This is a genomic window from Mycobacterium sp. 852002-51971_SCH5477799-a (assembly GCF_001667145.1).
In the GTDB taxonomy this organism is placed as follows: domain Bacteria; phylum Actinomycetota; class Actinomycetes; order Mycobacteriales; family Mycobacteriaceae; genus Mycobacterium.
On sequence record NZ_LZIF01000082.1, the window covers coordinates 56,849 to 81,227 of the forward strand.

Consider the following 24,379-nt stretch of genomic DNA (forward strand, 5'->3'; position numbering starts at 1 on the left):
CTCGTGACCGTCGAAGCGTTGGACCGGCCGGTCAAGGTCGAGGTGTTCAGGCCGCTGAGTTTTCGGCGGCGGATCACCAATAACGTCGCGACGATGTTCTTCCTTGCTTCGTTCTGCGCCGCGCTGGTGCCGCTGATCTGGGTGTTGTGGATCGTGGTCGAACGAGGCTGGTACGCCGTGACGCGGTCGGGGTGGTGGACCCACTCGCTGCACGGCGTGCTGCCGGAACAGTTCGCCGGCGGCGTCTACCACGCGCTCTACGGCACGCTGGTACAAGCCGGGGTGGCAGCGGCCATGGCCGTGCCGGTGGGCCTGATGACCGCGGTCTTTTTGGTGGAATACGGATCCGGTCGCTTGGTGCGGCTGACGACATTCATGGTCGACGTCCTCGCCGGGGTGCCCTCGATCGTGGCGGCGCTGTTCATCTTCAGCCTCTGGATCGCCACCCTGGGCTTCCAACAGAGTTCGTTCGCGGTGTCGCTGGCCCTGGTCCTGCTGATGCTGCCGGTGGTGGTGCGCTCGGCCGAGGAGATGCTCCGGCTGGTGCCCGACGAGCTGCGTGAGGCCAGCTACGCGCTCGGCGTGTCGAAATGGAAGACCATCGTGCGGATCGTCTTCCCGATCGCGCTGCCCGGCATCGTGTCCGGCATCCTGTTGTCCATCGCGCGGGTGATCGGTGAAACCGCGCCGGTGCTGGTGCTGGTCGGCTACAGCCGATCGATCAACCTCGACATCTTCCACGGCAACATGGCGTCACTGCCGCTGCTGATCTACACCGAGCTCACCAATCCCGAACACGCCGGTTTCCTGCGGATCTGGGGTGCGGCCCTGACGCTGATCATCATGGTTGCCGTGATCAATATCGTCGCGGCGCTGACCCGCTTCGTGGCAACCCGCAAACGCTGACCCGGGTCAGGACTTCGACGCCGCCTTTTTGGCCGCCTTTTTCGCCGGCGCTTTCTTGGCCGCCGCCTTTTTCGCGGGGGCTTTCTTCGCCGCGGCCTTCTTCGCGGGTGCCTTGCCGTTACCAGAACGCGCCTTGACGCTGGCCTCCAGCTTGGCGAGCAGATCCGAGACGTCCTCGGTCTCGTCCAGCTCCTTCGGCTGCTCCTCGGTGGTAAACGCTTCTCCGCCTTCGAGTTTGGCGTCGACCAGCTCTTGCAGCTGCTCCTGGTAGGTGTCGTGGTAGCGGTCGGGATTGAAGGCCTCGGCCATCGACTCCACCACCTGACCGGCCATCTTGAGTTCGGCCGGCTTGATCTCCACCTTCTTGTCCAGGATGGGGAAGTCCGGGTCGCGGATCTCGTCGGGCCACAGCAACGTGTGCACCACCATCACGTCGCGCTTGCCGAAGTCCTTGACGCGCAACGCCGCCAGCCGGGTCTTGTTGCGCAGGGTGAAGTGGACGATCGCCATCCGATCGGATTCGGCGAGCGTCTTGGCAAGCAGCACATAAGATTTCGATGACTTGGAATCCGGCTCCAGGAAGTAGCTGCGGTCGAACAGCATCGGGTCCACCTCGCTGGCCGGCACGAACTCCAGCACTTCGATCTCGCGGCTGCGTTCCTCGGGCAAGGTGGCGATGTCGTCGTCGGTGATGATGACCATTTGACCGTCGTCGGACTCGTAGGCCCGCGCGATGTCACGGTATTCGACAGCTTCGCCGTCTACCTCGCACACGCGTTGGTAGCGGATGCGGCCGTTGTCCTTGGCGTGCACCTGGTGAAATTTGATGTCGTGGTCCTGGGTGGCGCTGTACACCTTCACCGGGACGTTCACCAGCCCGAACGCGATGGAACCCTTCCAGATGGAGCGCATGCAAGTCAGTATGCCCGTAGGGTCGGTGGCAAAACAGCACGACAGGGCTACGACCTGGGATTGTCCGCCCCGGGCTCGAACGGTCGGGGTGAGTGATCAACGACGCGAAGCCGCATCCAGCGCGGCCCGGTCCGGCAGGTCGGCTCCCGCGCGAGCGACGGTGAGCGCCGCAGCCAGGCTCGCCGCTTCCACCGCCGTCTTCAGCGCATCCACGCTGATTCCGTGCAACTCGCTGCGCCGGTCGCCGCCCAACAACCCTAGTTCCCATAGCGCGTCCAGCAGACCGGCCATGAAGGAGTCACCGGCGCCGACGGTGTCGACCACGCGCACCGCGCGCGTCGGCACCCGGACGACGCCCGCCGCGCAGAATGCCATCGCGCCCCGCTCGGCCATCGTCACCGCCACGATGGCCGGGCCCAGCCGCAGCCACGTTTGCGCGATCTGCTCGGGCGGCCGCGTGGGGTCGATCCAGCCCAAATCCTCCTCGCTGACCTTCACGACGTCGCTGCGTTCGACGAGATGCTGCAGGCGCGCGACGGCCAGTCCCCGGTCGGCGATCAGCGACGGTCGAACGTTGGGATCCAGGGTGACTGTGGCCGAGACGCGGTAGGCATCGATCAGCGCAGCGACCGCCAAGCAGCCCGGATCCTGCACGGCGGCAATCGATCCGGTATGGACGAACAGCGGCGGGGGGACCGGCGGCGTTCCGGAGAGTCGCCAGTCCAGGTCGAATACGTACTCGGCGGACCCGTCTTCGGCGATGGTTGACCGCGCAGTCGCTGTGCGCTGGGCTGCCTGGCTTTCCGAAACGAGTTGCACCCCTGCGGCTTCGACGTACTCGATGATGCGCCGGCCGTATGTGTCGTCGGCGATCGAAGTCAGGAAGTCGACCTGGCGGCCCAGTCGGCCAAGCCCGACGGCGACATTGAGCGGACTGCCTCCGACGTGCTCGTCGCGGTCGACGATATCGATCAGCGATTCGCCGATCACCAGCGCGCGGGTCATCGCACCAAAGCGTCCAGCGTCGCGCGAGCTCCCTTGCTGTGCAACGAATCCAGCGCCCAGAGGTACGCCTCGACGAAGCGGGGTTGGTGGGCCAGATCGCAGAAGACCGCGGTGATCTCGATGAACACGGTGGGATTCTCGTGCTGCGACCTGGCGATCGGAATGAGTGAGTCCGCCAACTGGTCCAGCACCTCGTACGGGTTGCCCCACTCGTCGACACCCTCGGCATAGCGGGCCCAGCTCGCCACCACCGCTGCCGCCAGCCGGACCGGCCCGCCGTTGGCCAGGTTGTCGCAGAGGACGGGATACAGCCATTTCGGGATGCGATCGGACGAGTAGGCGCACAGCCGCGCGACGGTGTCCCGCACGGCCGGGTTGGCAAACCGCTCGACCAGCGTGCGGCCGTACTGGTGCAAGTCGATCCCCGGCACCTGCGGGAGAGTCGGGATGGCCTCGGATTCGAAGTAGGCAAGCAGGAATTCGGCGAACAGTGGATCGCTTGCGGCCTCGTGGACGAACTTGAAGCCGCACAGGTGGGCGAAGTAGGCCAGGCATTGATGCCCGGCGTTGAGCAGTCGCAGCTTCATCAGCTCGTACGGGCGCACATCGTCGACCAACAACACGCCCGCTTGCTCCAGCGGGGGCCGGCCGTCGGCGAAGGAGTCCTCGATCACCCAGGCGGTGAACGGCTCGGCCACCACCGGCCACCGGTCGTTGACGCCGAAGTCGCGCCGCACTTCCGCGGCCATCTCCAAAGTCGTTGCGGGAGTTATGCGATCGACCATCGAACTCGGGAACCGGACGTGCTCTGCCACCCACTCGGCCAACTCGGGATCCCGGTGTTCCGCACTTGCGAGCACGGTACGCTTGGCGACCTCGCCGTTGTTCTCGATGTTGTCGCACGAGGCGATCGTCGGCGCGGCGATCCCGCGCCGGCGTCGCCGGTCCAACGCCTCGACGATCAACGCGAACGCGGGCCCGTCCGGGTCGCGATAGCCGCCCTCGGTGATGGTCAGCGAAATGATTCGGGTGGTCGGTGCCGCCAGCACTTCCAGCGCCGACTCGGGATCATCGGGCGCGTAACGATAGTCGATGATCGAGCCGATCACCTGGGCATCCCGGCTACCGTCGGGATTTTCCAGGATCAGCGTGTAGAGCCCGTCCTGACCGTCAAGGACGTCGCGCATGGTCCAGTCTGCGGGCATGACGCCCACGCCGCATATGCCCCACTCGTGCGCCAACCCCTGCTGCAGCAACAGGTTGATGTACGCGGCCTGATGCGCGCGGTGGAAATGACCTGCGCCGATATGGGCGATCCCGACGGTCACGCCGCTGCGGTCGTAGTTGGGCGCGTCGATCGGCATCGCCGCGAGCGCCGCATTGTTCAGGTTGATTCCGCTAGCCTCCATTGGCCAACTCCTCCCCGGGCGATGCCCGGATCGTCACCCGGCTCGGGAACCTTCAGCCGCAGATAACAGCAGCACATCCGCGATTGCGCGCCATGAATCGGTGATCGCGACTGCCCCCGCATTGATCAATTCCGCACGGCGGCAATCTCGTTCGTCAGGCAGCACGAACATCAGGTTGCCGATGGTGGCGTAGCCGGCCGCCACCGCGGATGTCACGCCCGCCACGGAGTCTTCGATGGCCACCCCTTGTTCCGGGGCGACGCCCAGTACCTGGCCGGAATGCAGGTACACCGCCGGGTCGGGCTTGCTCGTCGGCACCGGAAGCGAATCCTCCGCGCTGAACGTCACCGCCTCCGTTATGAGCGAGTCCAGGCCGGTGGCGGCGAAGCAGGCGCGCAACCGCCCAGTGGCGCTGGAGCTCACCGCCGCGAGCGCGTAGCGGGCCGCGAGGCTTCGCAAGGGCTCCAGCACCTCCGGATCAGGAGCCAGGGTGACCGCCAGGTGAGCGGTGACCCGCTCGCGCTCCTCGCGCACCCACCGCTCGAGCTCGTCGGCGGACAACGCGTTGCCGCTCGCGAGGTCGCCGGCCGAGGCGGCCACCGCCGCGGGACGGCCCTGCACCAACGTCTCCTCGAGCGGCACCCCGCACTGCACCGCCAGGTCGAGAGCCGTGTTGCGGAAGTTCTTCCCGACGGCCCGCTTGCGCAACTCCTCGCAGCTGAGCGGCGCGGTCACGCCGAACCGGGCCAGGAAACGGTTGGTCACCTCGGTCGAGGCGTCGAACGCCGGCCTCTCGGAGCCGAACAGGTTGTCATCGGCGTCGCACAGCAAGGTGGTGATCGGCGCCGGGTCGAAGGTGCGCACAAAGGTCAGCCCAGTCATCGCGACACCAACGCCCACTCGTCGTTGCGCATCGCGTCACGCAGCGTGGGCACCACACCGCGTTCATCGATATCGGCGATCATCGCGCCCAGGCGCTCGGCAAAACCGGGAACCGCGCGCACCTCGGCGAACATCTCATGCCTGAGCAGCGGATCAGGATTGCTGCGTGCCATATTGGCCAACCTAGCCACCGGTATCGCCTGCGAGTCTTCCAGGCGCAGCTTTCGCCCGTCGAGGTCGTGTCCGCGCATGTAACGGGCCCATCCGGCGACGGCCACCGTCAGCAATGTGTGCGGCCTGCCCTGCGTGATCGCCTCCTGCAGAGATGGCAGCACGAACGTCGCGATCTTGCTGGTGCCGCGCCGGGCCAGGCGCGACAGCTGGTCACTCATCCGGCAATTGCTGAGCCGATCGAGCAGGGTTCTGCGGTATTCGGGTGTGTTCATTCCCGGAACCGCGGGCAGCAGCGGCTGAATCTCGTCGCGCAGGAGCTTGTCGACGTAGTCGAAAAACACGCGGTCGCGCATCGCTTCGTCGGTGCGCTGGTAACCGGCCAGGATGGCCAGGCACGCGAGTGCGATATGGGTTCCATTCAGGAGACGGGTCTTGATCAACTTGTGGTCGCTGACATCGGCGACGAATTCGGCACCGACCTCGTCGAGCGGTGGCCGCCCGTTGCTGAACGAATCCTCGATCACCCATTGGCTATGCGGCTCGGTGACCACCGGCCATTTGTCGGCGACACCGAACGTCTGCTCGACGAATGTGCGCTCGGACTTGGTGGTTTGGGGGGTGATGCGGTCGACCATGGTCGACGGGAACGCCACGTGCGTCTCGATCCAGCGGGCGAGCCCGGGATCTTTCAACGCGGCGAACGACACCAGCGCGGTTCTCGCCGGCTGTGTGTCGCCGGGCACGTTGTCGCAGCAGAGCACGGTGAAGGGCGCGACGCCCGCGCGGCGACGCCGGTCGAGTGCCTCGGCCAGGTATCCCCACGCTGTGGCGTAGCTGCCGGACGCGACGAGGTCGGCGCGCACGTCGGGGTGGTCGGCGTCGAATTCGTCGGTGACCGGATTCAGGAAGTATCCGTTGTCGGTGATGGTCAGGCTGACGATGCGGGTTTGCGGATCTGCCAGGGCGCCACGGACCGCCGCGCCGTCGTTCGGCGCGTAATGAACGGAGCCGATCGAGCCGACCACGCGGGCGGTTTGGCGGTCGTGGCCGCGCTGTACGACCGTGTACAGCCCGTCCTGGGCCGATAGCAGGTGTTTGAGGTCGGGGGAATGGAGGCTGACGCTGGTCACTCCCCAGCGTCCCGAAATGCCCGAGCGAGCCAGGTCGTCGAAGTAGACGGCCTGGTGCGCGCGGTGAAAGTTGCCCGCGCCGATGTGGACGACTCCTCGACCGAGGGCAGACCGGTCATACGTCGGAACGTCGACTCGGTGCGAGTGCAGTCGGAGTGTCGCGTCGCTCAATGGGACGCCGTTTTTTGGACGCCAAGGGGAGGGGATTGCATCAAACATCGTGTTCCTGTGCCCCGAACTGTGCGGAGGTATACGCGTCCGTGGGTCATGTCACAAAAGAATTCGACGGTGGCGCGATTAGTGGTGGTCAAAGCGGTTAACACGCGCGAAACGCGTAGGTTGACAACATGGCACCGCGGGTGAAACTGACCAACGCCGAGAAGGTGCTGTATCCCGCCACCGGAACCACCAAGAGCGACATCTTCGACTACTACACGCGGATCGCCGAGGTGATGATTCCGCACATTGCCGGGCGTCCGGCAACGCGCAAGCGCTGGCCCAACGGCGTCGACGAAGAATCGTTCTTCGAGAAACAGCTGGCCGCGTCGGCGCCCGAATGGCTGCCGCGCGCCAGCGTGACCCATCGATCCGGGACGACAACGTATCCGATCATTGACAGCGTCGACGGGCTGGCCTGGATCGCCCAGCAGGCCGCGCTGGAGGTCCACGTTCCGCAGTGGCGCTTCGTCGCCGAGTGGACCCGCAGCCGCGCCGAAGAACTGAAACCCGGCCCGGCGACGCGGCTGGTGTTCGACCTCGATCCGGGTGAAGGCATCACGATGACCCAGCTAGCAGAGGTGGCGCGCGCCGTCCGCGAACTGATCACCGGTATCGGGCTGACCACATATCCGCTCACCAGCGGCAGCAAAGGCCTGCACCTCTATACGCCGCTAAAGGAGCCGGTGAGCAGCAAGGGCGCCACGGTGTTGGCCAAACGCGTTGCGCAACAACTGGAAACGACGATGCCCGCACTGGTCACGTCGACCATGACCAAAAGCCTGCGGGCCGGAAAGATCTTTCTGGACTGGAGTCAGAACAACGGCGCCAAGACGACCATCGCGCCGTACTCGCTGCGCGGACGGGAACAACCCACCGTTGCGGCGCCGCGCACCTGGGAGGAACTCGACGACCCCTCCCTGCGCCAGCTGCGTTACGACGAAGTGCTGGACCGGGTCGCCCGCGACGGCGATTTGCTCGCACCGCTGGACGAGGACGCACCCGTGCCGGATCGACTGAGTAAGTACCGCAGCATGCGCGACGCGTCCAAAACGCCCGAGCCGGTGCCGGTGTCGAAACCCGTTCTAGGGCAGGGTAATAGCTTCGTCATCCAAGAACACCACGCCCGCCGGTTGCACTACGACTTCCGGCTGGAACGCGACGGCGTGCTGGTGTCCTGGGCGGTACCGAAGAACCTGCCCGAAACCACCTCGGTGAACCACCTGGCGGTCCATACCGAGGACCACCCGCTGGAATACGGCGGTTTCGAGGGCATCATTCCCAGAGGCGAGTATGGGGCGGGGAAGGTTGTCATCTGGGACTCCGGAACGTATGAGGCCGAGAAGTTTCGCGACGACGAAGTCGTGGTCAATCTGCAAGGCAGCAAGATCTCCGGACGCTATGCACTGATTCAGACCAATGGGGACCAGTGGCTGGCGCATCGGATGAAGGATCAAAAAGTATTCGAGTTCGATACGATCGCCCCGATGTTCGCCACCCACGGTTCGGTGGCGGCGCTCAAGGCAGGCCAATGGGCGTTCGAAGGCAAGTGGGATGGCTACCGGCTCTTGATCGAGGTCGACCACGGCGCCATCCGGGTACGGTCCCGGCGCGGCCGCGAAGTCACCGGCGAATATCCCGAACTGCGTTCGCTGGCAGACGATCTCGCCGAGCACCATGTGATCCTCGACGGCGAGGCCGTGGTCCTGGATTCTACTGGTGTGCCCAACTTCCACGAGATGCAGAATCGCGGCCGAGGCTCGCGCGTCGAATTCTGGGCGTTCGACGTGTTGTACCTCGACGGTCGTTCGTTGCTGCGGGCCAGTTATCGGGACCGGCGCAAGGTGCTCGAAATGCTCGGCGCCGGCAGCGATCTCATCGTTCCCGAGCTGCTGCCCGGAGATGGTGCACAGGCGCTACAAGATTCGGGCAAGCGCGGCTGGGAGGGGGTGATCGCCAAGCGGCGTGACTCCACCTATCAGCCCGGCCGGCGCTCGTCGTCGTGGATCAAGGACAAGCATTGGAACACCCAGGAGGTCGTGATCGGCGGCTGGAAGGCCGGGGAGGGCGGGCGCACCAGCGGCATCGGCTCACTGCTGATGGGCATCCCCACCGCCGACGGCCTGCGTTTCGCGGGCCGCGTCGGCACCGGGTTCACCGAACGCGACCTGGCCAACTTGAAAAAGACGCTGGCGCCGCTGCACACCGACGAATCGCCGTTCTACCCACCGCTGCCACGCAGCGAAGCCCGGGGCGTGACATATGTGGAGCCGGTCCTGGTCGGGGAGGTGCGCTACAGCGAGTGGACCCCCGATGACCGGCTACGTCAATCGAGTTGGCGGGGGCTGCGGCCGGACAAGCAAGCCAGTGAGGTGGTGCGGGAGTGAAGTGGGTTACCTACCAAACCGATGACGGCGAGCGTGCCGGGGTTCTTCTCGGCGACACCATTTATGCGATGCCGCCGGGGGTGACGCTGCTCGACCTGATCGCACGCGGGTCCGAGGGATTGCGGCACGCGGGGGAGGAGGCGCGGCGGTCCCCGGCGGCCACGGTTTCTGTCGCGAATGTGCGCCTGCTGGCGCCCATTCCGCGTCCGCCCTCGATCCGGGATTCCCTGTGCTTCCTCGACCACATGCGCAACTGCCAAGCCGCACTGGGCGCAGGACGGTTGCTCGCCGACACCTGGTATCGCATCCCGGCGTTTTACTTCGCCTGTCCGGCAACGGTATTAGGGCCCTACGACGACGCGCCGACGGCACCCGGAAGCGCTTGGCAGGACTTCGAATTGGAGATCGCGGCGGTGATCGGAACGGGCGGCAAGGATCTCAGCGTCGAGCAGGCCGAACAGGCGATCATCGGCTACACCATCTTCAATGACTGGTCCGCGCGCGACCTGCAGCAAATGGAAAGCCAGCTGGGCATCGGACAGGGCAAGGGCAAAGACAGCGGGGTGACGCTGGGCCCCTACCTGGTGACTCCCGACGAGCTCGAACCTTACCGCCGTGGCGCCAAGCTGGACCTGCAGGTCACGGCCCTGGTCAACGACAACATCATCGGCACGGGGTCGACGGCCCAGATGGACTGGACCTTCGGCGAAGTCATCTCCTACGCCTCGCGCGGCGTCACCCTCCATCCGGGCGACGTCATCGGCTCCGGGACGGTGCCCACCTGCACACTGATCGAGCACCTCAATCCCGCTGCGCTGGAATCGTTTCCCGGCTGGCTGCACGACGGTGACACCGTCACGCTGCGGGTCCAGGGGTTGGGCGAGACCCGGCAAACCGTCCGCGCGAGCAGCGGCGCGCCACACGCGCTGGCCGCCCGGCCCAATCCGGATGCCCCGCCCGCCGGGCAGCGGGTCAACCGGGCGCCGGCCCGGGTGCCCTACACCCGCGGGCTGCATCAGGTCGCCGACCGGGTGTGGGCGTGGACGCTGCCGGACGGGGGCTACGGGTGGAGCAACGCCGGGCTGATCGCCGGCGAAGGCTCGTCCCTATTGGTGGACACCCTGTTCGACCTGGCGCTGACGCGCGAGATGCTCACCGCGATGCGGCCCATCACCGACACGGCGCCGATCACCGACGCAGTGATCACCCACTCCAACGGCGACCACACCCACGGCAACCAACTGCTGGACGCGTCGGTGCGAATCATCGCGGCGCACGGCACGGCCGAGGAAATCGAGCACGGGATGGCGCCCGAGATGCTGGCCATGGCGCAAACCGCCAACCTGGGGCCGGTGGCCACCCCGTACACCCGAGAACGCTTCGGGCACTTCGACTTCAGCAACATCACGTTGCGTAACGCCGACCAGACCTTCGAGCGCCGCCTGCGCGTCGACGTCGGCGGGCGACGGGTCGAGGTGCTGAACCTGGGTCCCGCGCACACCGCCGCCGATTCGGTGGTGCACGTGCCGGATGCGGGCGTGCTGTTCGGCGGTGACCTGCTGTTCATCGGCTGCACGCCCATCGTGTGGGCGGGCCCCATCGCCAACTGGGTCGCCGCCTGCGACGCGATGATCGCACTGGACGCGCCGACGGTGGTCCCCGGCCATGGCCCGGTCACCGATCCGGATGGAATCCGTGCGGTGCGTGGCTATCTCGTGCACGTGGCCGAGCAGGCCGAGGCCGCGTACCGGCGGGGGCTGTCGTGGGCCGAGGCCGCCGACACCATCGACCTCGGCGAGTACGCGGCCTGGCTGGACGCCGAGCGCGTCGTCGTCAACATCTATCAACGATACCGCGAATTGGACCCGGCGACACCGCGATTGGAGGTCATGGCCCTGCTGGTGATGCAGGCCGAATGGCTGGCCAAACGGTCTGGGTGACTCATCGCGCCGGCTAGGGCCGCACCGCCGTGACGAAACTGATCGTTGCGGCGGGGACCTGGTGCTCGACCGGCCCCAATTGCGGTAGGCCCGCAGCGGAAAACAGGTCGGCGAGCCGAAATGTGTTGGTATCCCATCCGTTTGCCGCCAGGTGCGCGGCGACGTCAGTGTGCTCGCCCGGGTAGGCCAAACCGGCGATGTCCAGGTCGAGCCCCTGCCGTCGCCAACCCTCGGTCGCGAGCCGGGACTGTTCGCGCCCCTCGGGTGTCGCCGGGGCGACGGTCCCGAAGTCGGCGGCGAACCTGCTGCCCTCGCTGGACAACGGAATGATGGCGTCCAGCAACCGAACTTCGGCCTCGGGCGGAAGGAATCCGATCAGCACTCCTTCGGCGAGCCACGCGGTCGCCTGCGCCGGGTTGAAGCCCGCCGCTTGCAAAGCCGCCGGCCAGTCCTCACGCAGATCGATACCCACCGTGCGGAGTTCGGCGGTCGGGGCCGCGCCGATTTCGGCCAGCGTCGCCGTCTTGAACGCGATCACCTCCGGCTGGTCGACCTCGTACACCGTCGTACCGGGCAGCCAATGCAGCCGGTAGGCCCGCGAATCCAGACCCGATGCCACGATCACCACCTGGCGCAGGCCGGCCTGGCCGGCCGCGGCGAAATAGTCGTCGTAAAACCGGGCCCGGGCGGCGAATGTGTCCACCATCCGCGAAAATTGGACTCCGTTCTCGAGGTCGTCCGAATCGAGTTCGCCGGTCGCCAGTTTGGTGAACACGTCCAGCCCGACGGCCCGCACCAGCGGCTCGGCGAACTCGTCGGTGATCACCGGTTGCGGGCGTCTGGTGGCGGCCGCCCGGGCCGCGGCCACCATCGTGGCGGTGGCGCCCACGCTGTTGGCCAGGTCCCAGGTATCACCTTCGGTTCGTGCCATTGGCTTCTCCTTCGATGTCGTCGCAACCACGGTATGCCTCCTCGGTGAATTGCGTCGTCGCCTACGGTTCCCCTATGCCCGCAGTGACACTGGAAGCTCTCGAAGACGACATCGCCTGCATCACCCTGAACCGGCCGGAGCGCCTCAACGCCATCGATGGGTCGCTGATCGACGGCGTTCACGAGGCCCTGGACGTGCTCGACAAAGGTGAGTTTCGGGTGGCGGTCCTGACCGGGGCCGGACGCGGATTCTGCGCCGGCGCGGATTTGAGCGGCACCGGTCAGGCGTGGACGCAGAACAAGCCGACCACCCCGGCGTTCAAAGTCAACTACGACGCCCAGGTTCGGTTGGCCAACCTGTACACCCGGATCTACGAGATGGACATTCCGGTGATCGGCGCGGTCAACGGTGTCGCCGTTGGGGGCGGCCTGGCGTTCGCGTTGGTCTGCGACATCCGCGTCGCCTCCGAGCAAGCCCGATTCGGTTCGGTGTTCATCAAGGCGGGCTTCTCGTCGATGGACATGGGGACCAGCTATCTGCTGCCGAAGATCGTCGGCGCCGGGGTGGCCCGCGAACTCATGCTGACCGGTCGCATCATCGACGCCGCCGCGGCCTATCGGATCAAGCTAGTGCACGAGGTCCTCGCCCCCGACGATCTGATACCGGCCGCGCTCGACCTGGCCCGCTCGATCGCCGAGAACAACGCATACGGCGTGTGGCAGACCAAGATTGGCCTCAACGCCGCGCTGGACGCGCCCAGCCTGCGCCACGCCATTGAGATCGAAAACCGCACCCAGATCCTCAGCGGCTTCACCAACAACCCGGTCGAGGCCGCCATGGCTCACCGGGAAAAGCGCGCCCCGAAATGGGATTCGTTGTGAGAGTTAGAGTTTCGCGATCACGTTCTCGGCGAACATCTCGAGGTTGCGAATCTTGCTGTCCAGCGGCTCGGTGTCGTTGCCTTTGACATAGGGGATCCGGAAACCGACGATGACGTCGGTGACGCCTTTGTCCTCGAGCCGTTTAATGCCGTCCGCGGTGTAGGCGTCGGCCGAGATGACGTGGATCTCGAACGGCCCGGTCTTGCCGGCTTCTTCGCGGAACTTGGTGAGCTTGGCCAGGAGGTGGTCGAGTTCCTCGGGGTCGCCGCCGCCGTGCATCCAGCCGTCCAGGCGTGCCGCGCGCCGCAGTGCCGCGTCGGCGTGCCCGCCGATCAGGATCGGGACGGGCTTGGTGGGGGCGGGCGTCATCTTGGTCTTCGGGATGTCGTAGAACTCGCCGTGAAATTCGAAGTAGTCACCGGTGGTGAGCCCCTGAATGATTTCGATGCATTCATCCATCCGCTTGCCGCGCCTGGCGAACGGGACACCGAGCAGCTCGTAGTCCTCGGGCCACGGGCTGGTGCCGACCCCGAGGCCCACCCGGTTGTCGGTCATCGCGGCCAGCGAGCCGATTTGCTTGGCCACCAACGCCGGTGGCCGGATGGGCAACTTGAGAACGAAGAAGTTGAACCGCAGCTTGGTGGTCACCGCACCCAATGCCGAAGTCAGCACGAAGGTTTCGATGAATTCCTTGCCGTCCAGGAATTCGCGGTTGCCGTCCGGGGTGTACGGGTACTTCGAGTCGGATTCGAAGGGGTAGGCGATGCTGTCAGCGATCGTCATGGCGTCGTAACCGGCCGCCTCGGCTGCCTTGGCCAGTGGGATGTAATACCTAAAGTCAGTCATCGCCTCTGCGTAGGTAAACCGCACGTCATCTGCCTTCCTGAAGGGGTCGTCCTTCGACACTAGAACGTGTTCTAGTTTCAGCACAACTGGGAGTTGGGACGCGACGAGTATCGCGCCTCGGACCAGAACAGGTCTTGGACTACAGCTGGTTCTCGGGGCCGATGACGGCCCACACCGTCTTGCCGGACGGGGTAGGTGTGCTGCCCCATGCTCGGGACAACGCGTCGACGATGGCCAGCCCGGACACGTCGATGCCCTTCTTCGGCGACGGCAGTCGCACCGGGGGCGTGGCGCTCGCATCCGACACCGCGATGGTCGCGGCGTCGCGCTGCGCTTCGAGTCGCACCGCCGGGACGCTCGCGGTGTGTTCCAGCACGTTCTCCACGAACACGTTGACGACCACCAGAGCCACGGGAATGAGCTTGGACTGCGACCAGCTGGTAAGCCATTCACGGACAAGGCGTCGCGACTCGCGCAGGCTGGTCAAGTCGGCGGGCAGCTGAACATCGGCGCGCCGCACCGGACGACGGTTGTTCTGGCCGAGTGCTTTGAATGCGGCCTTCTCGCTCGAGTAGAGGGGCATGAAGTGGGTGACACCGCTGCGGGTGATCGCTTCACGGGCCGCCCGATCGGTGCAGACCAACACAATCGGAATGTGAGGGTCGCTGCCGAGCTGCCAATACGCGCCCATGAAGGCCGACCATGCCGATTCGGTGTGAACCGTGAGCCCAGAGACGTTGACGATCACGGCGGCGGGGTCGTCCAGCGCGGCTTTGAGGATGCGTTCGCGAAGTGGGGTCTCGTGGGCGGCGTCGAGATCGCCGTCAACGGTCAGAACGGCAACCGAGTTATCCGTCCGCATCTCCACGGCCACCGGCGTCATCCCAACTCGGCCCTGGCGTCCGGTTTCATTTCCCGCTCCTCGCATTCTGCCGGGACGATTGCTTGAGTATCCGCTCTCAGCGGCAAAAGTCTAATCGGGGGGCCGGCGGCCTCAATGCCTCCGGAAACCGCAGGCTGCGGTCGGGATGCGGCCGGCAAGTCCATCCCGCAAACCCGCAACGTAACCACCATGCGGCCCTCCACCGTGGGAAGTCGACCACGCCCTCCGACGCGCCATGGAGCCCAACGTCCAGCACGCGTTTTCTTCGGGGTTACCACCCGCTGAGCGCCGCCAAACTCTTAGGTATGCCCTGGTAACCAGGGCGTTAACCAGTGCAAAGGCACCCACGGTCGCGACGCGTCCGCCGGCATGCCGGTGCGCGGATCGGCTCAGTGATTGCTCAGTGCGTAGGGAGGAGCGCCCACTCCGGCCACCGAGTGCGTGCCCCACGGTGTTTGTTCGACGATGCGAGCCGGCGCGCTGCACTCTCCGACCGTCAGTGTGCCGGTCCGCGCTTGCCTGAGGACCTCGCCGGACAGCGGTTCTGACGGGGAGCCAAACACCGTTCCCCGCCAGTGGTAGTGGCCGTCGATCGGGTCCAGATGACCGGTGAGCCGGACCCGGACCAAGTGGCGGGTGCCGGCGATTTCCAGCGTGGCGGTGCCGTCGTAGGTGTCTTCGCCGGCGGGCGCGCTGGCCGAGAGATCGAAGGCCGATGCCACCGGGGGTGGCTTTGCGGCACGCAACTGAGCTCGCTCGTTGAACACCTGCTGGCTGCTGGCACGCACCTCGATGCGGCCACTTACCGTGCGCCCCATGGCTTTCAGGCACTCGGCGACGTAGCGCGCCTGCGCCTCCGGCTCGGGGCCGGTGATGAAGAAGTAGTTGGGAAACCCGCGAACGGCCACCCCGTAGAACGGCTCCATGCAGTCGTGCCAGGCACGGCGGATCGGCAGCCCGGCCGCGCCGACCAACGTCTCATCGGCGACGTCCTGCGGAATGAAGTATCCGGTGCCGTAGATGATGGCGTCGACGCGGTGGTCGACGCCATCGTTGGTGCGCACCCCCGACGCGGTCAGCGTCTCGATGCCCGAGGCGGCGATCGCGGGGCAGGGCCGGCCGGCCGGCGGAAGGTGGCGGCGCAGCGAGCGCTTGACTCGCGTGGGCCAGGCAGGCATTTCGCTCACGACGCGGCGCGGTGCATGGGGGAACACGGTGACCGACGCCGCTGCGCGGACCAGTCGGTCGATGTGGTGTCCGGCGGTGGCGTCGGTCCCGATGACCGCGATGTGCTTGCCGGACGGATCGAATCCGGGGTCCCACGCCGCGGCGTGAAACGACTCGCCGGCGAACCTGTCGCGCCCGGGTAGGCGCGGCAGCCACGGTCGTTGGACCGGACGGCCAGCGGCGATCACGATGTCGGCCCGCAAGACCTCACCACCGGCCGTGGTCAACAGCCAGCTGCCCGTGACGTCGTCGAAGCGTGACTTCTCGACGTGGCCGCCGAGAACGACGAGATCGGTGAAACCCGCTGCCAGCAACGCGGTTCGGGCGCTCTTGCCGCAGGCGCCCGTCCCAACGATGACGATATGACGGCGGTCTTTCGCGAGGTCCCGCGGTTGCGTCACAGAAACCTGCTGCGCTTCCAGCCGCGGCGTGCGATCGACCCCATCAGGCCGACTTCGGTCAAAAACGCCGCCAGTGGAGCGAAGCCGGCAACTTGCACGTCGCGCCGATGCGGACTGGTGCGCGCGACCTTTCGGGCGCGCTTGGGGTCGAGACCCGCCCGCGCGTAAGGGACTGGGTTGCTGAACAGGTAGTTGAAGAAGTAGCCGCCCAAGCCGTTGATGTTGGCCATGAACCAGCGGTTCAACCGGGGCATCTCGACGACGCGCTTGCGCGCGCCGTCGCGCGCGAACTGGATGTGGCGCGCCTCTTCGGTGACGTGAATACGCATGAGCCGCTGGATGATTGGCTGCAGCTCCGGATCGTCCATCATCTGCCGCTGCAGCGAGTCGAAGATCTCCTCACCGATCAGGGCGGCCACCCAGAGCATCGAGCCGCGCTGAAAAGCCAATGGCAGCAGGTTGATGATCAGCCGGTGGAACCGCCGCGGGCGTACCGGCCTGGCGCCGACGCGTTCGATGGCCTTGCCGAACATCACCATGTGCCGGGTCTCATCGCCCAGTTCGGTCAGCTTGTAATGGGTTGACTTGCTTGTCGGATCCTCGTGCAGGATCGTCCGCAGCAACGATTGGTTGAGCATGTTCTCGAACCAGATCCCGGCCGACAAGGTGTTGACCAGTTCCTGGCGGGACAGCTCGATCTGTTGCTCGCGGGTCATCTCGTCCCACATCGGTGTGCCGTAGAGCGAAACCAGCCGCGCCGGCAGATAGAACTTGTCCGGGTCGAGCGGGGCGTCCCAGTCGATGTCGACGACGGGCTCATAAGACTTCTTGACCGAACCCTTCAGCAGGCGTTCGGAGAATTCTTCACGACTAGGCCCGACCGGCTTCACCGCTGAGGTCATGCGCCGCTCCCTCCGTTGGGTGCTTCAGACGGTACCCATGGTACTGGGTACTTGCGGTCCCGGCTAGATGCTGAAGGTCGGGATTCGGCAATCTGACGGACAACGAGCATCGGGAGGCGATGTAGTGGGCCGGCACATTCACGTCATCGGCATCGGCGCCGGCGATCCCGCCTACCTGACCGTGCAGGCGATCGAGGCGCTCAACGACACGCAGGTGTTCTTCGCGATGGACAAGGGCGAGCAGAAGAGCGACCTGGTGGCGCTACGCCGCGAGATCTGCGGCCGCTTCATCCGTTCGCCGGGCTACCGCTTCGTCGAGTTACCCGACCCGAAGCGGTCAGCTGACGCCGACTACCGGGAGGCGGTCGCTGACTGGCACGCCGCGCGCGCGGCCATCTGGGCCGACGCCATCTCCGCCGAGCTGGGCCCGCACGGCGTCGGGGGGTTTCTGGCATGGGGCGATCCGTCGCTCTACGACAGCACCTTGCGCATCCTCGACGCGGTGGCGACCCGCGTCGACTTCACGTTCGACGTCATCCCGGGCATCACCGCGGTGCAGGCGCTGACCGCGCGGCACCGCATTCCGCTCAACGAGGTTGGCGAGCCCGTTCTGATCACCACGGGACGGCAACTGCGCAATCGCGGGCCGGCCCGCGGATCCGCCGTCGTAATGCTCGACGCCGACTGCTCGTTCCAGGTCTGTCCGCCCGACACGCGAATCTGGTGGGGCGCCTATCTGGGCACCGACGACGAATTGCTCATCGCGGGCACCGTCGGCGAGGTGGGGCCCCGCATCGTCTCGCTGCGAGCCGAAGCCCGCGCCCGGCACGGCTGGATCATGGACACCTATTTGCTTAGACCGGCAGACTGAAACCGTGCCCGAACTACCCGAGATCGAAGCGCTGGTCGACCATCTGCGACGCCATGCCGTCGGCCTGACGATCGGCCGGGTCGACATTGCCGCCCTTTCCGTGTTGAAGACTTTCGACCCGCCGATCAGTGCGTTGCACGGCCAGACCGTGATGGGGGCCGAGCGGTGGGGCAAGTACCTCGGGTTGCGGACGGACAACCTCTACCTGATCGCGCACCTGTCGCGGGCGGGCTGGCTGCGGTGGTCGGACAAGCTGGCCGCGGCGCCGCTGCGGCCCGGCAAGGGCCCGATCGCACTGCGAGTGCACCTGGGCACGCCCGGGGAGGCACCCGGCTTCGACCTCACCGAGGCCGGCACCCAGAAGCGCCTGGCGGTGTGGCTGGTCGGCGACCCGCAGCAGATCCCACAGATCGCCGCCCTCGGCCCGGACGCGCTGGACCTCGACGTGGACGCGCTGGGCAATGTGTTGGCCGGCAACACCGGCCGGATCAAGACGGTCATCACCGACCAGAAGGTGATCGCCGGGATCGGCAACGCCTACAGCGACGAGATCCTGCACGTCGCCCGCATTTCGCCGTTCGCCACCGCCGCCAAGCTGTCCGATGCGCAGCTCGCCACGCTGCACGGCGCGATGATCTCAGTGCTCACCGATGCGGTGAGCCGGTCCGTCGGGCAGGGGGCGGCCACGCTCAAGGGCGAGAAGCGCTCCGGATTGCGCGTGCACGCCCGCACCGGGTTGCCGTGCCCGGTATGCGGTGACACCGTGCGCGAAGTGTCGTTCGCGGACAAGTCTTTTCAGTACTGCCCTACGTGTCAGACCGGTGGCAAGGTCCTGGCCGACCGGCGCATGTCGCGTTTGCTGAAGTAGTCGCGCGACCGCAAGTTGACACCTGTCGATATGCTGCCCCGATGACCCGCCAGAAGATCCTCATCACCGGTGCCAGTTCCGGCCTGGGCGCCGGGATGGCGCGCGCGTTCGCCGCCAAGGGCCGCGACCTTGCGCTGTGCGCGCGGCGCACCGACCGGCTCGATGAGCTCAAAGCCGAGCTGTCGCAGAACTATCCGGGCATCAAGATCGCGGTCGCCGCGTTGGACGTCAACGATCACGAGGCCGTCCCCAAGGTGTTCGCGGAACTCAGCGACGAGCTGGGCGGCATCGACCGCGTCGTCGTCAACGCCGGCATCGGCAAGGGCGCGAAGCTGGGGTCCGGCAAGCTGTGGGCCAACAAGGCCACCATCGAGACCAACCTGGTGTCGGCTCTGGTGCAGATCGAGACCGCCCTGGAGATGTTCAACAAGACGGGTTCGGGCCACCTGGTGCTGATCTCCTCGGTGCTCGGCAATAGGGGCGTGCCCGGAGTGAAGGCGGCGTACGCGGCGAGCAAGGCGGGGGTGAGCTCACTGGGCGAATCGCTGCGCGCCGAATACGCCAAGGGGCCCGTCAAGGTTTCGGTCATCGAGCCCGGCTACATCGAGTCGGAGATGACGGCCAAGTCCAACAGCACAATGTTGATGGTGGACAACGAAACTGGCGTCAACGCCCTCGTCGCCGCCATGGAACGCGAGCCCGGCCGGGCCGCAGTGCCGTGGTGGCCGTGGGCGCCGCTGGTGCAGTTGATGCGGGTGCTGCCGCCTCAGCTGACCAAGATGTTCGCCTGATCAGCTGGTTCGCCCGCGTTCGCTGCGGTACCGACGCACCAGCGCGTCGGTGGAGCTGTCCGACTGCGACGCCGGCGAGCCGTCCGCGGTGATCACCGGAAGCAGAGCCTTGGCCTGCGTTTTGCCCAGCTCGACGCCCCACTGATCGAACGAGTCGATTCCCCAGATCACGCCCTCGGTGAAGACCTGATGTTCGTACAGCGCGATGAGCTGGCCCAACACCGACGGGGTGAGACGGTTGGCCAGAATCGAGGTCGACGGCCGGTTGCCGGGCATCACCTTGTGGGGCACGACGTCCGCGGGAGTGTCGTCGGCGGCGATCTCTTCGGCGGTCTTGCCGAAGGCCAGCACCTGGGTCTGGGCGAAGAAGTTGCTCATCAGCAAGTCGTGCATGCTCCCGGTGCCCTCGGCGGTGGGCAGATCGTCGAGGGGTTGGCTGAACCCGATGAAGTCGGCGGGCACCAGTCGGGTGCCCTGATGCAGCAGCTGGTAGAACGCGTGCTGCCCGTTGGTTCCCGGTTCGCCCCAGAAGATTTCACCGGTGTCCGTGGTGACCGGGCTGCCGTCCGCGCGGGTCGACTTGCCGTTGGATTCCATGGTCAGCTGTTGCAGATAGGCCGCGAAACGCGCCAGGTCATTGGAATAGGGCAGCACGGCGCGCGATTGCGCGCCCATGAAGTTGGAATACCAAAGGCCGATAAGGCCAAGCAGCACAGGCGCGTTGGACTCCAGTGGCGTGGTCTTGAAGTGCCGGTCGACGATGTGGAACCCGGATAGGAAGTCCGCGAAGGCTTGTCGGCCGATGACGGCCATCAACGACAGGCCGATCGCCGAGTCCACCGAGTAACGGCCGCCGACCCAATCCCAGAAACCGAACATGTTGTCGGTGTTGATGCCGAAATCGTCGACGAGGCGTTTGTTGGTGGAGACGGCGACGAAGTGCTGAGCCACCGCGGCGTCGCCGAGGGCTTCGGTGATCCACCGGCGCGCGGCCGTCGCGTTGGTCAGGGTTTCCAGCGTCGAGAACGTCTTGGACGCGACGATGAAAAGCGTTGTGGCGGGGTCTAAATCGGCCAGGGTGGCGATCAGGTCCGCCGGATCCACGTTGGACACGAAACGCGCCGAGATCCCCGCATCCGCATAGTGGCGCAGTGCCTGGTAGACCATCACCGGGCCGAGGTCGGATCCGCCGATCCCGATGTTGACCACGGTGCTGATTCGTTTTCCGCTGGCCCCGGTCCATTCACCGGTGCGCAACCGGTCGGTGAACTCGCCCATGGCGTCGAGCACCGAGTGCACGTCTTGGACGACGTTTTCGCCGTCGACAACCAGCTCGGCGTCCCGGGGCAGTCGCAGCGCGGTGTGCAGGACCGCGCGATCCTCCGAGGTGTTGATGTGCACCCCGGCGAACATCTGGTCGCGGCGCTCTTCGAGGTTGGCCGTGCGCGCGAGATCGACCAAGAGCCGCAGCGTTTCTCGTGTGATGCGGTGCTTGCTGTAATCGATGTACAGGTCGCCGACGGAGACGGTCAGCTCGCGGCCGCGATCGGGATCGTCGTCGAAGAACTGGCGCAGATGGGTGTCGCCGATCTGGTCATGATGCCTACGCAGGGCGTCCCACGCCGGGGTGGCGGTGATGTCGGGGAGGATGTGCACGGAGGTCATGCTTCGACACTATGGGCTGTGACGTGACGGAGCCAGGTGTATCGGCTGCGGGACGCCGCGCCGGCGTCAGTGACCGAGCCGGCCCCTGCCCAGTCGCAGCAGCAGTATCGCCAGGTCCTTGCCTTCGGGGCCGAGCGCGCTGTAGCGCTCGATGACCTTCATTTCGCGGCTGTGGACGAGCCGGGTGCCGCCGGATGCCATTCGGGCCTTGCCGATCGCCTGCGACACCTGGGTGCGCCGTTTCACGGCATCGAGAATCGCGGCGTCGAGCCGGTCGATCTCCTGGCGTAAGTCGTCTATGTCGGTGACCTCTTGGGTCGCCGCCATCTCGGTGTTCATCTCTGCTGACTCCGCGTCTTCGTCGTGATTTGGGGGTTCTGGTCTCATGCAGTATCGGGCCTCACAAAAGACGAGCCCCGAGTGCCGAAAGCGGACCACGGGGGTCTGCGGAAGCAGTTAACCCACAGACTCCGCGAACGGGCACCCGTGGGGAAGTCAACGGCGCCACTCCTGAGTCGAGGAGTGTCGCCGACACTGCGCGTTGAGCACGAATTGAGTTTGCCATCAAAAATGGTAGACGTACAAAGAAACGGATTTAAGCTGCGCTTTTGAACTTGGGTGCAATTGTGTCGGCGACCGAATCCAGTTCGAAAATTGCGGTCCGACACGCCGAATTCTCGGTAGTCTGCGTGACGTCGTCCTGGTCGCTCCAGCCACTAGCGTGTCTGATGCCAGGGCGCTGTGCGTCAGTGGGCGGCGGTAAGTTTGGACTGATATGAGTGTGCACGCAACAGATGCCAAGCCGGCCTCCGAGGCAGATCAACTGCTCGAGGGCCTCAATCCTCAACAGCGCCAGGCGGTGGTGCATGAGGGGTCCCCGCTGCTGATCGTCGCGGGCGCGGGTTCGGGAAAGACCGCGGTGCTGACTCGTCGGATCGCCTACCTGATCGCCGAGCGCGGTGTCGGCGTCGGTCAGGTGCTCGCCATCACCTTCACCAACAAGGCGGCCGCCGAGATGCGCGAACGGGTGGTGCGGCTGGTGGGCAACCGGGCTCGCGCCATGTGGGTGTCGACCTTCCACTCGACCTGCGTGCGCATCCTGCGCAACCAGGCGTCCCTGATCGAGGGCCTCAACTCCAACTTCTCCATCTATGACGCCGACGACTCACGGCGCCTGCTGCAGATGATCGGTCGCGACATGGGACTCGACATCAAGCGCTACTCGCCACGGCTGCTGGCCAACGCCATCTCCAACCTGAAGAACGAGCTGATCGACCCCGCCGCGGCGGTGAGCAACCTGACCGACGATTCCGATGAGTTGTCCCGCACGGTGGCCAGCGTTTACGGCGAATACCAGCGGCGGCTGCGGGCGGCCAACGCGCTGGACTTCGACGACCTGATCGGGGAAACCGTGGCGGTGCTGCGGGCCTTCCCGCAGATCGCCGCGCACTACCGGCGGCGGTTCCGGCATGTTCTCGTCGACGAGTACCAGGACACCAACCACGCGCAGTACGTCCTGGTGCGCGAACTTGTCGGCCACGGCGGAGGCGAGGGGACGCTGGGACCGCCGAACCAGCCAAGCAGCGACGACGTGCCGCCCGCGGAGCTGTGCGTGGTCGGCGACGCCGACCAGTCGATCTATGCGTTCCGCGGTGCCACCATCCGCAACATCGAGGACTTCGAGCGCGACTACCCGGACGCGACAACCATTCTGTTGGAACAGAACTACCGCTCGACGCAGAACATCCTGTCCGCGGCGAACTCGGTGATCGCCCGCAACTCCGGGCGCCGCGACAAGCGGCTGTGGACCGCCGAAGGCGCCGGTGAGCTGATCGTCGGTTACGTCGCCGACAACGAACACGATGAGGCCCGATTCGTCGCCGAGGAGATCGACGCGCTGGCCGCCAACGGCGAGATCACCTACAACGACGTCGCCATCTTTTACCGCACCAACAACTCGTCTCGGTCGTTCGAAGAGGTGTTCATCCGCGCCGGGATCCCCTACAAAGTCGTTGGCGGAGTGCGCTTCTACGAACGTAAGGAGATCCGCGACATCGTCGCCTATCTGCGGGTCCTGGACAATTCCGGGGACGCGGTCAGCATGCGGCGCATCCTCAACACCCCGCGCCGCGGCATCGGCGATCGCGCCGAGGCGTGCGTGGCGGTGTATGCGGAGAACACCGGCGCCAGTTTCGCCGACGCGCTCGTGGCCGCCGCCGAAGGCAAAGTGCCGATGCTGAATTCGCGTGCCGAGAAGGCGATCGCCGGTTTCGTCGAGCTGCTCGACGAGTTGCGTGGACGCCTCGATGACGACCTCGGGGACCTGGTCGAGTCGGTGCTCGAACGCACCGGCTACCGCCGTGAACTCGAATCCTCGACGGACCCTCAAGAACTCGCGCGTTTGGACAACCTCAACGAACTCGTTAGCGTCGCACACGAATTCAGTACCGATCGGGCCAACGCCGCGGCACTGGGCGAGTCCTTGCAAACCCCCGAAGACGAAGACGTGCCGGATACCGGCGTGCTGGCCGAGTTCTTGGAGCGGGTGTCGCTGGTTTCCGACAGCGACGAGATCCCCGAGGACGGCGCGGGCATGGTCACTTTGATGACGCTGCACACCGCCAAGGGCCTCGAGTTTCCGGTGGTCTTCGTGACCGGCTGGGAGGACGGGATGTTCCCCCACATGCGGTCGTTGGACGATCCTGTCGAACTCTCCGAGGAGCGGCGGCTGGCTTACGTCGGGATCACCCGGGCCCGTCAGCGGCTGTATGTGAGCAGGGCGATCGTCCGGTCCTCCTGGGGACAGCCCATGCTCAACCCGGAATCGCGCTTCCTGCAAGAGATTCCGCAGGAACTCATCGATTGGCGACGCACGGCGCCGGCCCCGTCGTTCAGCGCGCCCGTGAGCGGTGCCGGCCGGTTCGGCACGCCGCGGGCGGCCCCGACCCGCTCGGGGATGACCAAACGCCCGCTACTGGTGCTCGCACCCGGCGACCGGGTGACGCACGACAAGTACGGGCTGGGCCGGGTCGAGGAGGTGTCCGGTGTCGGCGAATCGGCGATGTCCCTGATCGACTTCGGCAGCGCGGGCCGGGTGAAGCTGATGCACAACCACGCCCCGCTCAGCAAGCTCTAACCCGGCGGGTAACCGC

Annotated in this window: 20 protein-coding genes and 1 pseudogene; 9 read left to right on the top strand and 12 right to left on the bottom strand. The window is 66.0% G+C overall.

Going from position 1 to position 24,379, the window contains the following annotated elements; genetic code table 11:
* Window positions 1–3: 3 nt before the first annotated feature.
* Window positions 4–906 (top strand): phosphate ABC transporter permease PstA, encoded by a 903-nt coding sequence (pstA, locus tag A5753_RS10020; protein WP_067126518.1) that lies wholly within the window; start codon window positions 4–6, stop codon window positions 904–906.
* Between the two features lie 6 nt (window positions 907–912).
* Here the strand turns inward: pstA and A5753_RS10025 are convergent, their stop codons facing one another.
* The 5 genes from A5753_RS10025 to A5753_RS10045 form a co-directional block, all read right to left on the bottom strand.
* Window positions 913–1,818 carry a Ku protein gene (locus tag A5753_RS10025; RefSeq protein ID WP_067126521.1) on the bottom strand — a complete coding sequence of 302 codons (906 nt, stop codon included), beginning with the start codon at window positions 1,816–1,818 and terminating at the stop codon, window positions 913–915.
* A 96-nt stretch (window positions 1,819–1,914) separates the two neighbouring features.
* Window positions 1,915–2,823 carry a carbohydrate kinase gene (locus tag A5753_RS10030; protein WP_067126524.1) on the bottom strand — a complete coding sequence of 303 codons (909 nt, stop codon included), beginning with the start codon at window positions 2,821–2,823 and terminating at the stop codon, window positions 1,915–1,917.
* Window positions 2,820–4,232, bottom strand: a complete 1,413-nt coding sequence (locus A5753_RS10035) for a mannitol dehydrogenase family protein (protein ID WP_067126526.1) — start codon at window positions 4,230–4,232, stop codon at window positions 2,820–2,822. Before A5753_RS10035 ends, A5753_RS10030 begins: the two co-directional genes overlap by 4 nt.
* 33 nt (window positions 4,233–4,265) lie before the next feature.
* Window positions 4,266–5,114: an HAD family phosphatase gene (locus A5753_RS10040; RefSeq protein WP_067126529.1), complete on the bottom strand. Its 849-nt coding sequence runs from the start codon at window positions 5,112–5,114 to the stop codon at window positions 4,266–4,268.
* Entirely contained in the window at window positions 5,111–6,637 is a 1,527-nt protein-coding gene (locus tag A5753_RS10045) for a mannitol dehydrogenase family protein (protein WP_067126532.1), read from the bottom strand. The genes A5753_RS10040 and A5753_RS10045 overlap by 4 nt, the downstream gene beginning before the upstream one ends.
* Window positions 6,638–6,765: 128 nt before the next feature.
* Here A5753_RS10045 and A5753_RS10050 point away from each other — a divergent pair, with 128 nt between their 5' ends.
* Both A5753_RS10050 and A5753_RS10055 read left to right on the top strand, forming a co-directional pair.
* Window positions 6,766–9,021 (top strand): ATP-dependent DNA ligase, encoded by a 2,256-nt coding sequence (locus A5753_RS10050; protein ID WP_067126535.1) that lies wholly within the window; start codon window positions 6,766–6,768, stop codon window positions 9,019–9,021.
* The gene (locus A5753_RS10055; protein ID WP_067126537.1) at window positions 9,018–10,961 is read left to right on the top strand and encodes a fumarylacetoacetate hydrolase family protein; all 1,944 of its coding nucleotides are present in this window, start codon (window positions 9,018–9,020) and stop codon (window positions 10,959–10,961) included. Before A5753_RS10050 ends, A5753_RS10055 begins: the two co-directional genes overlap by 4 nt.
* Before the next feature lie 13 nt (window positions 10,962–10,974).
* Here the strand turns inward: A5753_RS10055 and A5753_RS10060 are convergent, their stop codons facing one another.
* Complete coding sequence (locus A5753_RS10060; protein ID WP_067126540.1) at window positions 10,975–11,892, bottom strand: class I SAM-dependent methyltransferase; 918 nt, start codon at window positions 11,890–11,892, stop codon at window positions 10,975–10,977.
* 74 nt (window positions 11,893–11,966) lie between these two features.
* On the opposite strand from A5753_RS10060, the gene A5753_RS10065 reads away from it, so the two are divergent.
* Window positions 11,967–12,773 carry an enoyl-CoA hydratase/isomerase family protein gene (locus A5753_RS10065; RefSeq protein WP_067126542.1) on the top strand — a complete coding sequence of 269 codons (807 nt, stop codon included), beginning with the start codon at window positions 11,967–11,969 and terminating at the stop codon, window positions 12,771–12,773.
* A gap of 3 nt (window positions 12,774–12,776) precedes the next feature.
* On the opposite strand, the gene A5753_RS10070 is transcribed toward A5753_RS10065, so the two are convergent.
* The 4 genes from A5753_RS10070 to A5753_RS10085 all read right to left on the bottom strand — a co-directional run bounded on the left by A5753_RS10070 (window position 12,777) and on the right by A5753_RS10085 (window position 17,032).
* A complete protein-coding gene (locus tag A5753_RS10070) occupies window positions 12,777–13,643 on the bottom strand; it encodes an LLM class flavin-dependent oxidoreductase (RefSeq protein WP_067126545.1) in 867 nt (288 codons plus the stop codon).
* Between the two features lie 115 nt (window positions 13,644–13,758).
* A complete protein-coding gene (locus A5753_RS10075) occupies window positions 13,759–14,502 on the bottom strand; it encodes an STAS domain-containing protein (protein WP_067126548.1) in 744 nt (247 codons plus the stop codon).
* 389 nt (window positions 14,503–14,891) lie between these two features.
* Window positions 14,892–15,881: a DUF4873 domain-containing protein gene (locus A5753_RS10080; RefSeq protein WP_231990057.1), complete on the bottom strand. Its 990-nt coding sequence runs from the start codon at window positions 15,879–15,881 to the stop codon at window positions 14,892–14,894.
* A gap of 245 nt (window positions 15,882–16,126) precedes the next feature.
* Entirely contained in the window at window positions 16,127–17,032 is a 906-nt protein-coding gene (locus A5753_RS10085) for a diiron oxygenase (RefSeq protein WP_067126551.1), read from the bottom strand.
* Window positions 17,033–17,156: 124 nt separating this feature from the next.
* On the opposite strand from A5753_RS10085, the gene cobF reads away from it, so the two are divergent.
* The 4 genes and pseudogenes from cobF to A5753_RS10100 all read left to right on the top strand — a co-directional run bounded on the left by cobF (window position 17,157) and on the right by A5753_RS10100 (window position 19,562).
* Window positions 17,157–17,903, top strand: a complete 747-nt coding sequence (gene cobF / locus A5753_RS10090; protein ID WP_067126554.1) for a precorrin-6A synthase (deacetylating) — start codon at window positions 17,157–17,159, stop codon at window positions 17,901–17,903.
* Window positions 17,904–17,907: 4 nt separating this feature from the next.
* Window positions 17,908–18,150 (top strand): annotated as a pseudogene (locus tag A5753_RS24825) (DNA-formamidopyrimidine glycosylase family protein); the annotation flags it as partial.
* Between the two features lie 153 nt (window positions 18,151–18,303).
* Entirely contained in the window at window positions 18,304–18,771 is a 468-nt protein-coding gene (locus A5753_RS24830; RefSeq protein WP_231990058.1) for a zinc finger domain-containing protein, read from the top strand.
* Between the two features lie 41 nt (window positions 18,772–18,812).
* Window positions 18,813–19,562 (top strand): SDR family oxidoreductase, encoded by a 750-nt coding sequence (locus tag A5753_RS10100; RefSeq protein ID WP_067126560.1) that lies wholly within the window; start codon window positions 18,813–18,815, stop codon window positions 19,560–19,562.
* Here A5753_RS10100 and pgi read toward each other — a convergent pair whose 3' ends face one another.
* Complete coding sequence (gene pgi / locus A5753_RS10105) at window positions 19,563–21,227, bottom strand: glucose-6-phosphate isomerase (protein WP_067126564.1); 1,665 nt, start codon at window positions 21,225–21,227, stop codon at window positions 19,563–19,565.
* Window positions 21,228–21,293: 66 nt separating this feature from the next.
* Window positions 21,294–21,614, bottom strand: coding sequence for a chorismate mutase (locus A5753_RS10110; RefSeq protein WP_082971255.1), 321 nt, complete (start codon window positions 21,612–21,614; stop codon window positions 21,294–21,296).
* A gap of 388 nt (window positions 21,615–22,002) precedes the next feature.
* Here A5753_RS10110 and pcrA point away from each other — a divergent pair, with 388 nt between their 5' ends.
* A complete protein-coding gene (pcrA, locus tag A5753_RS10115) occupies window positions 22,003–24,363 on the top strand; it encodes a DNA helicase PcrA (RefSeq protein WP_067126571.1) in 2,361 nt (786 codons plus the stop codon).
* The last annotated feature ends 16 nt before the right edge of the window (window positions 24,364–24,379 follow it).

What these genes read in the sequence shown, in the direction of transcription:
- A5753_RS10025 (WP_067126521.1), bottom strand. Translation starts at nt 1,818, where the DNA reads ATGCGCTCCATCTGGAAGGGTTCCATCGCGTTCGGGCTGGTGAACGTC.
- A5753_RS10030 (WP_067126524.1), bottom strand. Translation starts at nt 2,823, where the DNA reads ATGACCCGCGCGCTGGTGATCGGCGAATCGCTGATCGATATCGTCGAC.
- A5753_RS10035 (WP_067126526.1), bottom strand. Translation starts at nt 4,232, where the DNA reads ATGGAGGCTAGCGGAATCAACCTGAACAATGCGGCGCTCGCGGCGATG.
- A5753_RS10040 (WP_067126529.1), bottom strand. Translation starts at nt 5,114, where the DNA reads ATGACTGGGCTGACCTTTGTGCGCACCTTCGACCCGGCGCCGATCACC.
- A5753_RS10045 (WP_067126532.1), bottom strand. Translation starts at nt 6,637, where the DNA reads ATGTTTGATGCAATCCCCTCCCCTTGGCGTCCAAAAAACGGCGTCCCA.
- A5753_RS10050 (WP_067126535.1), top strand. Translation starts at nt 6,766, where the DNA reads ATGGCACCGCGGGTGAAACTGACCAACGCCGAGAAGGTGCTGTATCCC.
- A5753_RS10060 (WP_067126540.1), bottom strand. Translation starts at nt 11,892, where the DNA reads ATGGCACGAACCGAAGGTGATACCTGGGACCTGGCCAACAGCGTGGGC.
- A5753_RS10065 (WP_067126542.1), top strand. Translation starts at nt 11,967, where the DNA reads ATGCCCGCAGTGACACTGGAAGCTCTCGAAGACGACATCGCCTGCATC.
- A5753_RS10075 (WP_067126548.1), bottom strand. Translation starts at nt 14,502, where the DNA reads ATGACGCCGGTGGCCGTGGAGATGCGGACGGATAACTCGGTTGCCGTT.
- A5753_RS10085 (WP_067126551.1), bottom strand. Translation starts at nt 17,032, where the DNA reads ATGACCTCAGCGGTGAAGCCGGTCGGGCCTAGTCGTGAAGAATTCTCC.
- A5753_RS10100 (WP_067126560.1), top strand. Translation starts at nt 18,813, where the DNA reads ATGACCCGCCAGAAGATCCTCATCACCGGTGCCAGTTCCGGCCTGGGC.
- pgi (WP_067126564.1), bottom strand. Translation starts at nt 21,227, where the DNA reads ATGACCTCCGTGCACATCCTCCCCGACATCACCGCCACCCCGGCGTGG.
- A5753_RS10110 (WP_082971255.1), bottom strand. Translation starts at nt 21,614, where the DNA reads ATGAGACCAGAACCCCCAAATCACGACGAAGACGCGGAGTCAGCAGAG.
- pcrA (WP_067126571.1), top strand. Translation starts at nt 22,003, where the DNA reads ATGAGTGTGCACGCAACAGATGCCAAGCCGGCCTCCGAGGCAGATCAA.